The organism is Coleofasciculus sp. FACHB-712 (genome assembly GCF_014695635.1).
GTDB lineage: Bacteria > Cyanobacteriota > Cyanobacteriia > Cyanobacteriales > FACHB-T130 > FACHB-T130.
This window is the reverse complement of sequence record NZ_JACJOQ010000300.1, coordinates 1-2,532: the sequence shown is the minus strand read 5'-3', so window position 1 is coordinate 2,532 and position 2,532 is coordinate 1. Positions and strand designations below refer to the sequence as shown.

The window sequence follows — 2,532 nt, the reverse complement described above, 5'->3', positions numbered from 1 at the left end:
GTTTCTAGCGGGCGTCCGTAAAGATAACGAATCACTCCCCGTTCCAGAACTAATCCCACACCTGCTGTCACCAGGAAAGCCAAAATTAGCGCAAAAACAATATAGGTTTCAGACCAAGGCTTACCCAATATTTTGAAGCCATTTTGTACAACAAACGTTGTGTAGGCTCCTAGCATCATCAACTCACCGTGAGCTAAGTTAATGACACCCATGAGTCCAAAGACAATGGCTAGTCCCAGCGCTGAAATTAACAAAACCGCGCCGATGCTAATTCCATTAAAAATCCCATCCAGCAATCCTGCTATCACACCGCTTCCTCAGCCATTAATCATGGGTCATTAGTCATGGATCGTGAGTCATTAGTTATTAGCTTTCAAATCCCCTAGGTTGGGTTGAGGTAACGGATGCTGTTGGCATTAATTTTTGACCTCTCCCCAAACCCTTCCCTACAAGGGTAGAGGCTTCCAGACTCCCCCTTCCCTCATAGGGAAGGGGGATGGGGGGTTAGGTTCTTAATTAGCCAACACCATCAGGTAACGAAACCCAACCAATCTTCTCAAGATTGACGACTAATAACTAAGGACTAATTTTTAACCGCTTAAATTTTGTACTGACCACCTTTTTTGGAATCTGACCAGTCGCATCCCAAACCCTTAGTTGCAGCAACGAATTGGTTCCAAGGAACTGGCTTCACTGCTGATTTCGTCTCATAGACAATCTTAAAGAGACCATCATCTGCGACTTCACCTAGCCGTACAAACTTAGAAATGTGATGGTTACTTTCCATCGTTACGGTGCCTTCTGGAGCCTCAAACTTCTGACCAACCGCAGCCTTTCGCACTGCCTCTAAATCGTCAGCGGTTTTTGCTTTCTCGACAGCTTGTTTCCACAGATAAACAGCAATGTAAGCTGCTTCCATCGGGTCATTTGTTACCCGATCTGGGCCGTATTTTGCCTTAAAAGCTTCGACAAATTTTTTATTCGCCGGGGTATCTACCGTTTGGAAGTAATTCCATGCGGCATATTGGCCTTTGAGATATTCTGTGCCAATTGCTTTGACTTCTTCTTCGGCAATACTGACAGACATTACGGGATATTTATCTGGTCCCAACCCTGCACCTTGCATCTGCTTGAAGAAAGCCACATTACTATCCCCATTTAGGGTATTAAAAATGACGCCGCCATCAGGCAGAGCTGCTTTAATTTTAGTGATGATGGGTGTAACTTCTGTATTGCCTAGGGGTAAATAATCTTCACCGACGGTTTCGCCGCCTTTTGCCTTTAACTGCTCTTTAATAATCGTATTCGCGGTACGCGGAAAAACGTAATCTGAGCCAACTAGGAAGAATTTTTTGCCCTTATTCTGCAAGAGCCAATCGACTGCTGGCTCGATTTGTTGGTTGGGAGCAGCACCCGTATAGAAAATATTTTTGGAACACTCTTGACCCTCGTATTGCACGGGATACCAGAGCATATGACCTTTTTCTTCAAATACTGGCAGCACTGCTTTGCGGCTGGCGGAAGTCCAGCAGCCGAAAACGGTGACAACTTTATCCTGATCGATTAGCTTTCTCGCCTTCTCTGCAAAAGTAGGCCAGTCGGATTGACCATCTTCTTCAATTGCTTGAATTTGCTTGCCGAGGACGCCACCGGCTTTATTAATCTCCTCAATTGCCAACAGTTCGGCATCTACAACGCTGTTTTCGCTAATCGCCATCGTGCCGCTGCGAGAGTGCAGAATCCCAACTTTGATGGTGTTTCCTGCACCGGCAGCCGCAACGGATGTCGCGCTGGGAGAGGGAGACGCAGCCGTTGGGCTGGCAGTCTCAGAGGTGGAAGTGGGAGTGCTGCTACAAGCTTTGAGAAGAATACTGGTTCCCAGAGTAGCAGAACCGTATAGAAGAAATTTACGTCGCCCTAATCGCCTTGCCATACCGTTACCGTACTCCTGGCTGAATCAGCCCAATGATAGAGAACATATACAGTTAAGCAGTGATATTAGAGCGATGTTCTGGCAAGAAATTGTTATCAATGATACAAAGAATCGAATTTTTGGAACAGCTTTCGGAAAGGTCAGCTTACGGTTTCTGAAATTTCGCCCAGATTTAGGCGGATAAAGTCCACCACAGCCGTTAATCCTTGCTGAGTCTTCAAATTCGTAAAGATAAAGGGTTTTTCTCCCCGCATCCTCCGCGCATCGCGTTCCATGACCCCTAAATCTGCTCCCACTTGAGGAGCAAGATCAATTTTGTTGATTGCTAAAAGATCGGATTTAGTAATTCCGGGACCACCTTTGCGCGGAATTTTGTCACCGGCTGCAACATCAATGACGTAAATTGTCAAGTCTACCAGTTCTGGGCTGAAGGTAGCCGCTAAGTTATCGCCGCCACTTTCTAAAAACACTAAGTCTAAATCGGGAAATCGCTGTTCCATTTGTTCAATGGCGGCGATGTTCATGGAAGCGTCTTCGCGGATGGCAGTATGGGGACAGCCGCCAGTTTCGACACCCAGGATGCGATCGCTTTCCAAGGC

At 46.4% G+C, this 2,532-nt stretch carries 2 protein-coding genes and 1 pseudogene; all 3 read right to left on the bottom strand.

Features of this window, described 5'->3' with window-relative positions; all coding sequences use genetic code 11:
- Positions 1–308, bottom strand: a pseudogene (locus tag H6F50_RS07925) (branched-chain amino acid ABC transporter permease); the annotation flags it as partial.
- A gap of 290 nt (positions 309–598) precedes the next feature.
- Positions 599–1,933, bottom strand: a complete 1,335-nt coding sequence (gene urtA, locus H6F50_RS07920; RefSeq protein ID WP_190410214.1) for an urea ABC transporter substrate-binding protein — start codon at positions 1,931–1,933, stop codon at positions 599–601.
- A gap of 140 nt (positions 1,934–2,073) precedes the next feature.
- Positions 2,074–2,532: urease accessory protein UreG (gene ureG, locus H6F50_RS07915; RefSeq protein WP_190428161.1), on the bottom strand; the 459-nt coding region annotated here is incomplete at its 5' end.